This window comes from Affinundibacterium macrobrachii, assembly GCF_014652415.1.
GTDB lineage: Bacteria > Pseudomonadota > Gammaproteobacteria > Burkholderiales > Burkholderiaceae_D > Undibacterium > Undibacterium macrobrachii.
Map to the genome: position 1 here is coordinate 17242 of NZ_BMYT01000009.1, position 9146 is coordinate 26387.

Annotated in this window: 7 protein-coding genes; 3 read left to right on the plus strand and 4 right to left on the minus strand. The window is 45.0% G+C overall.

The window, feature by feature from the left end:
• Nucleotides 1-53 precede the first annotated feature (53 nt).
• The 4 genes from sbcB to yihA all read right to left on the minus strand — a co-directional run bounded on the left by sbcB (nucleotide 54) and on the right by yihA (nucleotide 4598).
• A complete protein-coding gene (gene sbcB / locus IE103_RS17930; RefSeq protein WP_189347761.1) occupies nucleotides 54-1493 on the minus strand; it encodes an exodeoxyribonuclease I in 1440 nt (479 codons plus the stop codon).
• 30 nt (nucleotides 1494-1523) lie between these two features.
• Nucleotides 1524-2678 (minus strand): magnesium transporter CorA family protein, encoded by a 1155-nt coding sequence (locus IE103_RS17935; RefSeq protein ID WP_189347763.1) that lies wholly within the window; start codon nucleotides 2676-2678, stop codon nucleotides 1524-1526.
• A 29-nt stretch (nucleotides 2679-2707) separates the two neighbouring features.
• Nucleotides 2708-3721: a porphobilinogen synthase gene (hemB, locus tag IE103_RS17940; protein WP_189347764.1), complete on the minus strand. Its 1014-nt coding sequence runs from the start codon at nucleotides 3719-3721 to the stop codon at nucleotides 2708-2710.
• 160 nt (nucleotides 3722-3881) lie between these two features.
• The gene (gene yihA, locus IE103_RS17945; RefSeq protein WP_189347766.1) at nucleotides 3882-4598 is read right to left on the minus strand and encodes a ribosome biogenesis GTP-binding protein YihA/YsxC; all 717 of its coding nucleotides are present in this window, start codon (nucleotides 4596-4598) and stop codon (nucleotides 3882-3884) included.
• 246 nt (nucleotides 4599-4844) lie between these two features.
• Between yihA and IE103_RS17950 the strand changes: the two genes are divergently transcribed.
• The 3 genes from IE103_RS17950 (at nucleotide 4845) to ccsB (ending at nucleotide 9129) form a co-directional block, all read left to right on the plus strand.
• The gene (locus tag IE103_RS17950) at nucleotides 4845-5516 is read left to right on the plus strand and encodes a c-type cytochrome (protein ID WP_189347768.1); all 672 of its coding nucleotides are present in this window, start codon (nucleotides 4845-4847) and stop codon (nucleotides 5514-5516) included.
• Between the two features lie 81 nt (nucleotides 5517-5597).
• The gene (locus IE103_RS17955; RefSeq protein WP_189347770.1) at nucleotides 5598-7754 is read left to right on the plus strand and encodes a cytochrome c biogenesis protein ResB; all 2157 of its coding nucleotides are present in this window, start codon (nucleotides 5598-5600) and stop codon (nucleotides 7752-7754) included.
• Between the two features lie 64 nt (nucleotides 7755-7818).
• Nucleotides 7819-9129 carry a c-type cytochrome biogenesis protein CcsB gene (gene ccsB / locus IE103_RS17960; protein WP_189347772.1) on the plus strand — a complete coding sequence of 437 codons (1311 nt, stop codon included), beginning with the start codon at nucleotides 7819-7821 and terminating at the stop codon, nucleotides 9127-9129.
• Nucleotides 9130-9146: the final 17 nt, after the last annotated feature.

Consider the following 9146-nt stretch of genomic DNA (forward strand, 5'->3'; position numbering starts at 1 on the left):
TACTTGATAGGGCGAATAAACAAAAAGCTGGAATAAATCCAGCTTTTTTGTTTCTATCGAACAGGCACAACGAGCTCAGCGTAGTCGTACAGAGCTCCCAAAATATGCTGCTCTTCCTCATCGGCATTTTCGGATAGTTGATCAATTTCATTGAAATAGGCATCGACCGTGCGAGCATTTGCCTCACCATCTAATATGCGTGCCCGTCGATGTTCTTCCCATACTGCTTGCTCTTCTACATTGAGACTCGTTGGGAAATTACGCGCGCGATAACGAAATACCAGTTCTTCTAAACGATTATCGTTGAAATGTGGATGCATGGATGCCAATTGTTGTGGCGTAAGTTGACGCAAATCGTTCAAGATCTTACGGTCTGCACTGCTGATAAATCCACCATACAAATCTTCATCGACATCAACAGCTTCATAAGTAGGGCGTGAATACACTTGCTGCCAAAGTTGCGGATTCAGTGTCGATTGTAATTGGCGCGCTAATTCAATATTGGTCATTACTTGCTGCATGTCGATATTCCAACGAGCAGCCATGTCATTGCTGAGTGTTTTGAGATTACCAATCACGATAGGTGATTTGTTTAGGTGGATACTTTTTACCGGTAAACGTAAAACGCCTTCAGGCAGCGCATCGGTCTTGCTAAACATGCGTTGTTGAATGGTAGCGACGTCTAAATTTCGCAGCTCGCTAGGATCGAATTGTAGATCCCAAGCGATTACCTCGTTTTTATTGCTTGGGTGAATTGCTAGCGGCCACATCACGGCAAGACAACCGCGCTCGGTACTGAACATGCCAGAAACGTGCAAGAAAGGTTTTGCAAGTATGGGAAGACCGATTTCACTGGCGACCTTTTCTTTCTTGTGTAGTGCAAAACAAAAATCAAATAATTTAGGTTGTTTTTCTTTGATTAATTTTGCTAATGCAATTGTGGCGCGCACATCTGATAGTGCATCATGAGCTGCGTCGTGGGTGATGCCGTTTGCAGCCGTGAGGTGTTCCAGCCTAAAGCTCGGTTTTCCCTCATCATTTAAAGGCCAATTGATTCCTTCTGGTCGTAACGCGTAAGTGGTGCGAACCATGTCCATGATATCCCAGCGCCCACATTGATTTTGCCACTCGCGCGCATAAGGATCGATTAAATTACGCCAAAACATAAAGCGTGTAATTTCATCGTCAAAGCGTATTGTGTTGTAACCGACACCAATCGTGCCCGTCGTCGCTAACTGCTTCTCAATTTGGGCGGCAAACGCGTGTTCAGGCAAGCCTTGTTCAAGGCATTGCTGCGGCGTGATATGCGTGATTAGGCAGGATTGTGGATCGGGTAAAAAGTCGTTGGCTGGTTTGCAAAACAAATTAATCGGCTCACCGATTTCATTTAAGTCAGCATCGGTACGAATTGCCGCAAATTGTGCCGGGCGATCGCGTCGTGCTTGTGCACCGAAGGTTTCGTAGTCGTGCCAGAGAAAGCTATGTGTGGTCATTGTGAATGCGCGTGCTTTGGGAGTCGTGAATTATTCATTGCGCTGTCCGCGACCCTCTAAATAACCTTGCAGCCGCATCGCAATTAAAAAAAGGATGACGGTGAATGCCATCAGTCCAAGTACGAGTTTGAAACCAGTATCTTCATTAATCCACGGCATCTTTGCGAAATTCATGCCGAAAATCCCTGTGATTAAAGTCAGCGGCATAAACAAAGCGGTGATCACCGTCAAGATACGCATAATCTCGCTGGTTTTGTGTGACACGGCCGCGAAGTGAATTTGCACCGACGATTCAAGCGATGCTTCTAGTCGTCGAGTGTGATTGAGCACGCGATTAATATGTTCCATCACATCATTAGTGCGAACCAATAACAAATCTTTAGCGCGACTTTGTTTGTTGCCAGACCCGTCAAACGTGTCAATAAAGTGATCGCGCAGCTCTTGTAAAGCATCATATTGTTCTTCACATAAATGCTCTAGCTTGCGTAGTTCCACCCTTGAGTCGAGTAAAGCAACCCAGTTATTAAATGGTTTGCGCGGATCAAGTAATGCATGCTGCCAGCGATCTAATTGATTGGTTAATGGCTGGCGTAAATCGAGATATTGATCAACCATGGCATTTAACAAACGCAGCATTAAATCCTCTGGTGATGCCGGCAATTTACTGCTCAAGTTATTATTGTCTTTGGGCTTGAAGTTGAGTAAGCGTGCGCGCATGGTTTCCACCGTGCGACTATAGTTTGCGCGTACAGTGATCAGTGCGTTACCAATCAAGAGAAAAGAAACAGGCTGCGTTTGCAGTCGATGTAAAACTGCCGGCATTTTTTTCTTGGCATTATGACCCTCTTGCGGACTTGAATTGGATTCGCCACTCTCCCCATTTAATGCCAGCTTTTGAAAGATCACTAATTCGTAATCTTGTGTCGCATCAAAATTGGAAGGGTGGCTGCGATTGCAGATGTCCTTGAGATGTAAATCAAAGATGCGTATGCCAGTGAGTTTTTCAACTTGATCGCGCCAAGCTTCTGCATCGCGCTCCACTTCATCATGCGTGATGTCTATCCACATAAAGCGATAAGCGTCATCTCCAGTGTCGTTTTCACCATCGCCAATTAAATCGATCGCTCTATTTAATGTGGTCGGGTTCAGAGTGACTTGCGTATCGCTAATGTAGAAAATATCCATGAAATGCAAACTCAATGATCAAAGTGAATTTATTTGCTTTGCTGTAGCAAGCGCGCGATGTCGCGAGCAAAGTAAGTTAGCACACCGTCAGCACCAGCACGTTTAAATGCCATGATTGCTTCCATCATGGTCTTGTCATGATCTAACCAGCCGTTCTGCGCTGCCGCTTTAATCATCGCATATTCACCGCTAACCTGGTAGGCAAACGTCGGCACTTTAAACTCATCTTTTACGCGACGTACGATGTCGAGATAAGGCATACCAGGCTTCACCATGACCATGTCCGCACCTTCCGCCAAATCAAGCGCGACTTCACGCAATGCTTCATTGCTGTTGGCTGGGTCCATTTGATAATTGGCTTTGTTACTTTTTCCTAAGTTGCCAGCAGAGCCAACAGCGTCGCGGAACGGGCCATAAAATGCGGATGCATATTTCGCAGAGTAAGCCATAATCCGAGTGTAGATGAAACCTTGTTCCTCAAGCGCGCTACGAATTGCACCAATTCTGCCATCCATCATATCGCTAGGAGCGACGATATCGGCACCAGCCGCGGCATGGGTGAGCGCTTGCTTGACCAGCATCGCAGTCGTTTCATCATTTAACACATAGCCATCGGCATTAATCAAACCATCTTGTCCGTGACTGGTATAAGGATCTAACGCGATATCGGTCAAAATGCCTAATTCTGGGCAACGCGCTTTCAGTGCACGAATAGCGCGCGGAATTAAACCATCTGGGTTAGTCGCTTCGACACCATCTTCTGTTTTTAAATGATTCTCGATCGATGGAAATAAGGCCAATACGGGGATTCCTAAGGCAACGCAATCATCGGCAACTCCCAATAATTTATCCAAGCTCATGCGTTCGACACCAGGCATGGACGCGACAGGTTCGACTTTGTTTTCACCGTCAACTAAAAACACGGGATAAATTAAATCGGCAGCAGTGACGTGATTTTCACGCATTAAATTACGAGAGAACGTATCTTTGCGCATACGGCGCATACGCAGGTGAGGAAATTGGGCTGAAAAAGTAGTGGACATAAGGATTAAAAAAATTATCGAGGTTAATGAAACTTTTCTTACGAATTTGGCTCTTAGTATTAGGCATTATGCTTACCGCTGGTCCTCCCTAAGCGGGCGCCACTTGTTCCCATTCGATTGGCGTTTTTTTTCCTCGGCACTACAAAGTGCCGGGGTTTTTTTATGCCAAATCAGAATTACTGTCTGCTTGCTTCATGTCTTCAAAGATTGGTGTTGCATCCAAGCCAGTCAATTCACGAATTTTTGCATCCGCTTCTTCGATACCAGTTCGGTTTAATGCTGAAAATAATTGTGCAGTAAATGGATAGGGCGTGCCATTTGCATCCACATAACTGGCCAAAATATTTTGTGCTAAGCGCAGCGCATTGGTTGCGTCATTGCGATTGAGTTTATCGGCTTTTGTTAATAAGCAATGAATTGGGCGACCTGTCGGCGCGAACCACTCTAACATTTGTTTATCTAAATCGGTGAATGGGCGGCGTGAATCCATGATCAAAATCAAAGCCGCTAATTGCTCACGTCTTTGTACGTAGCTGCCGAGTAAGACGTTCCAATGATTCTTAGCTGCACCCGGAACTTCAGCATAGCCGTAACCCGGTAAGTCGACTAGCAAAGCGCGAATTTCATCTTGTCGTGTTTCATCCTTGCGGTGTTGGCCGACATGCGCGCCGCCAATTGAAAAAAAGTTAATGTGCTGCGTGCGCCCGGGCGTCTTAGATGCAAAACAAAGTTTTTTCTGATTACATAGAATATTGATCGCGGTTGACTTGCCAGCATTTGAACGACCAGCAAATGCGACTTCCGGCACTTGTAAGCTCGGCAGATCGCGTAAGTGGTTGACTGTGGTAAAGAACCGGGCTTGCCAGAGGATAGACATAAATCAGGGCCAATCAAAAAGGAGGGGCAAAAATGCAAAAAAAGGGATAAAACGATGCGTTTCATCTTGAAATGTGAGGTTTCTTAACGTCAATTGACTTGGAATAGCTCAACATTTCCACGAAAGCTATTGTACAATAAGGGGTTAGCTACGTGGGCTCCATGGCATCATTGCTTGTCACGTAAGTTTTGCTTCTCAGATGCATCAATAGAACCGATTTCCAATTTTTAGTCTCAAGGTGTTTGAATGAACCGTGCATTTTTATCATTTTCCAAGTCCCTCAGCATCGTTGCTTTAGCGGCATCTTCACTCGTTTCTATTGCCTCTGCAACTGAGCCTGTAGCTAAACCAGTCAAAGCTGATCTGGCAAAAGGTGAAGCTTTGTACAGCAACGGCGATGCAGCTCGCGGTATTGTTGCTTGTGTTTCATGTCATGGTGCTGCAGGAAATTCAACAATCAGTATTAATCCTAAATTGTCAGGTCAGCATGACGCTTACCTCGTAAAGCAATTAATGGATTTCACGACACCAGCGCGTAATAATGCAGTCATGACGACATTCTCTAAGTTAATGACTCCAGAAGACATGAAAAATGTGTCTGCCTATTTGGCAGTGCAAAAGCCGAAGGCTGGCGCTGCAAAAAATAAAGACATCGTGAACTTAGGTCAAACTATTTACCGTGCAGGTATTGCGGAGAAGAATGTTGCTGCTTGTGCTGGTTGTCATAGTCCAAATGGCGCAGGTATCCCCGCGCAATTCCCACGTATCGCTGGTCAACACCAAGATTACACCGTGGCGCAGTTGACAGCGTTCCGCACAGGCGCTCGTAAAAATAGCGCGCAGATGACAACTATTGCAAAACGTATGTCAGATGAAGAAATGAAAGCAGTTGCTGATTATGTTGCTGGTTTGAAGTAAACGCTTCACAACTACAATAACAAGTAAAACGATTAACGGAGGGGGTGGCAAATGCCATCCCCTTTTTGTTTTTGGACATGTATGGAACTTGAAACTAACACCTCAGGCCTAGAAATTAAAACGCAACGTGCTTGGCTCGCCAATAGTGTGGAGCTTTTGTCGTCAATGCGTTTTGCAATCAGCTTACTGACGATTATCGCGATCTCGTCGATTACTGGCACCGTACTGAAACAAAATGAACCTTTGCCGAATTACGTGAATCAGTTTGGCCCATTTTGGTTTGAGGTTTTTCAACATTTGAGTTTGTATTCTGTGTATTCTGCATGGTGGTTTTTGGCCATCATGGGCTTTTTGGTTTTGTCGACGAGTTTATGCTTGATTCGCAATACGCCGAAAATGCTGAAAGATATGCGTAGTTGGCGTGAAAATGTACGCGAGCAATCATTGCGTAATTTTCGTCATAAAGCTGAGTGGCGTGGCACGGTCTCAAGAGAGGCAATGACTCAGCAGATGACACAGCAAATAAAGAATTTAGGGTATCAATTTAAGCTGGTTGAAAAAGAAAATGCGAGTTTGATCGCAGCAAAAAAAGGCGCAGCCAACAAGTGGGGTTACATTTTTGCACATGCTGCCATCGTTGTTATTTGTATTGGTGGCCTATTGGATTCGGATCTAGCGATTCGATTTCAGCAATGGTTTGGTGGCAAAGTCCCCTTTGAGGGCAGTGGGGTATTGATTTCGCAAATTCCAGCGCAGCACAAATTGTCGTTAGCGAATCCAACTTTCCGCGGCAATATTGCTATTCCAGAGGGCAAAAGTGGCGATACGGCGGTCATTCCGCAGGCAAAAGGAGTGTTGTTGCAAGAGTTACCGTTCACCATTCGGTTGAAGAAATTTCATATTGATTTTTATTCGACAGGGATGCCAAAACTATTCGCAAGTGATGTCACCATCGTTGATCATGAAACTGGCAAAACCTTTGATTCGACTATTAAAGTCAATCATCCTTTAATCTATAAAGGAATCGCCATTTTCCAATCCAGTTTTGATGATGGAGGAAGTCTGTTGCAAGTGCAGGCGCACAGTATGACTGGGGCTAATTTAGGAAAATTTCCAATTAGCGCCAAAATGGGTGGCGAGAATAAGCTGACTGCTGAACAGGCAAATGGTCGCGATGAATATACGATCGAATGGAGTGCTTTTAGACCGTTTAATGTCGAAAATTTAGCGCGTGAAGGACAGGACTTACGCGCAGTCCATCCGAATCAAAACTTTGCGCAGAAATTAACTGCTGACTTGGATAAGCATTCCGGTTCTGCCGCCAAAAACGCGAACAATAAAGACTTGAAAAATGTCGGTCCAAGTATGCAATACAAATTGCGCGATAAGACTGGGCAGGCGAGGGAGTTTCACAACTACATGCAGCCCGTTTTGTTGGATGGTAGTTGGGTCTTCTTAGCTGGTGCGCGCGACTCACCAAATGATCAATTCCGTTATTTAAGAATTCCTGCGGATGAAGATGATAAGTTGGATGAATGGATGCGTTTGCGTGCTGCGTTGGCTAATCCAGAATTAAGATCGCGGGCTGCAGAGGTGTATGCCAAACGTGCGTTGCCGAACGCAGGGGCCGAAGCAATGCAAGTGCAGTTGGCCAATTCCGCCAAGAAAGGCTTGAGTATTTTTGCTGGTGAAGGCGATGCGCCAAAACTGGCGGGATTTACGGCGATTGCCGGTTTCTTAGAAAATATTCCTGCAGAAGAACAAACCAAAGCAGCAGATGTGTTTATGAAAATCCTCAACGGAAGTATGTGGGATTTATGGCAGTTGGCTCGTCAGAAAGAAGGGTTGCCAGCATTGGAGTTGACCGAAAAACGCGCTCAGTTTTTGCAATTAGCAACCTCGGCTTTGTCTGACGCTTTCTTCTACGGTGCACCTGTCTATTTACAAATGACTGGTTTTGAAGAAATCAAGGCTTCGGTATTTCAGGTGACGCGAGCACCAGGACAAAATGTGGTGTATCTTGGCGGCTTATTTTTGGTGATCGGTGTGTTCTCAATGTTCTATATTCGCGAACGTCGTTTGTGGATTTGGATTAAACATGATGCGGGTGAAACACACGCATTGATGGCATTGAGTTCTCAGCGCAAGACTTTGGATTTTGAAAAAGAATTTGAGCAATTGAAAAAGCAGCTCGGCGTACCTGAGCAGCCAACTGAATCTGTGACTACTTCAAGTTAACATTTACACTGAAGTGCTTGACTCAATCAACCAAGAATTTAAAAATTATTCTCACGGGATTTGTATGGAAACGAGTTTGACATATCAAAATTATTTTCAGCGCCGCAGCGCTTTCGATTGGATCTATGCGGCATTGCTGTGCGCAGGTGCTTTTTTTGCATTTAATCGCTACGGCGCACATATGGATATATACGAAGAGGCCATTCTGCTCCTGACTGCACCTACCTTCGCTTGGTTGGGATGGCATTGGAAATCGATGCGTCCACTGATGATCGTTTTGGCGGTGTTGTCCTTGTTCGCCATTTCTCAATATGCTGGTTCTTTGGATCTCGCGAATAAGAAATTTTTCTTGAAGTATTTGCTATCAAGTCAGTCCGCTATTTTGTGGATGAGTACTTTCTTTATTCTTTCCACATTATTTTATTGGGGAGGCGTGATTGCCCGCTCTGATTTTGGCGCATCGGTTGGTTCAGCTTTGTGTTGGGCGGCTGTCATCATGGGTTTTACGGGCATGTTGGTACGTTGGTATGAGTCTTATTTGATCGGCCCTGATATTGGGCATATTCCAGTTTCGAATCTGTATGAAGTATTCGTTTTGTTTTGCTTGATTACCGCGCTGTTCTATTTGTATTACGAGGAAAGTTACGGGACTCGTCAATTGGGCGCGTTCGTGTTGTTGGTGATCACCGCCGCGGTTGCATTCTTGTTGTGGTACACAGTAAGTCGTGATGCTGCTGAAATTCAACCCTTGGTGCCTGCATTGCAAAGTTGGTGGATGAAAATCCATGTGCCCGCGAATTTCATAGGCTATGGCACCTTTGCGTTGGCGGCTATGGTAGCTTGGATTTATTTACTTCGCCATGAAAAGCAAATGGTTTTGTGGATGGGGTTTGTTATTGTGCCTTCGTCTATCCTAGCTGCAACTTGGTTAATTGCCTATATTTCAGGAAGTCAGAGCGACTTTTTTGCCGCTCTTTTGAAGGCAACAAAAATGGTCGCGGTATTAGTGGTCATCTTCTCATTTACCATTCTTAAGCGAGAGCTGATTCTGGAGCGCATGCCACCATCGGAAGTGCTAGATGACGTTATGTATAAAGCGATTTCTGTTGGTTTTATTTTCTTTACCATTGCGACAATTTTGGGTGCACTTTGGGCTGCCGAAGCGTGGGGTGGATATTGGTCTTGGGATCCTAAAGAAACTTGGGCACTGATTGTTTGGTTGAATTACGCTGCATGGCTGCACATGCGTTTGATGAAAGGCTTGCGCGGCCAATTGGCATCGTGGTGGGCATTGGTCGGTTTGTTGGTGACGACCTTTGCTTTCTTGGGTGTGAATATGTTTTTGTCAGGTTTGCATTCCTACGGTGAATTGTAATTGATGATGATTTAAGT